Origin of the sequence: Vibrio sp. 10N.222.49.C9, assembly GCF_041474985.1 — a bacterium.
Taxonomy (GTDB): Bacteria; Pseudomonadota; Gammaproteobacteria; order Enterobacterales; family Vibrionaceae; genus Vibrio; species Vibrio crassostreae_C.
On the sequence record NZ_JBFRVD010000607.1, the window covers coordinates 1 to 297 of the forward strand.

The following is a 297-nucleotide window of genomic DNA, read 5'->3' on the forward strand; positions in this document are numbered from 1 at the left end:
GGGTAAACCTAGATGCACCCACTGAGCTACCTCAGGTTGAAATCAAAGATGCACCACGCTTTGACTACCGCGGTGTTATGGTCGATGTAGCGCGTAACTTCCATACTAAAGAAGCGATTTTATCGACCATCGACCAGCTAGCCGCTTACAAAATGAATAAACTCCACCTTCACTTAACTGATGATGAAGGTTGGCGTCTAGAGATCCCAGGATTACCAGAGCTTACAGAGATCGGTGCGAAGCGTTGTTTCGATTTGGATGAAAAATCGTGCTTACTGCCTCAGCTAGGTTCAGGTT

Annotated in this window: 1 protein-coding gene; it reads left to right on the forward strand. The window is 46.5% G+C overall.

Annotated features, from left to right (window positions below):
• The coding region (locus AB4585_RS24705; protein ID WP_372171390.1) for a family 20 glycosylhydrolase at positions 1–297 on the forward strand (297 nt) is incomplete at both ends.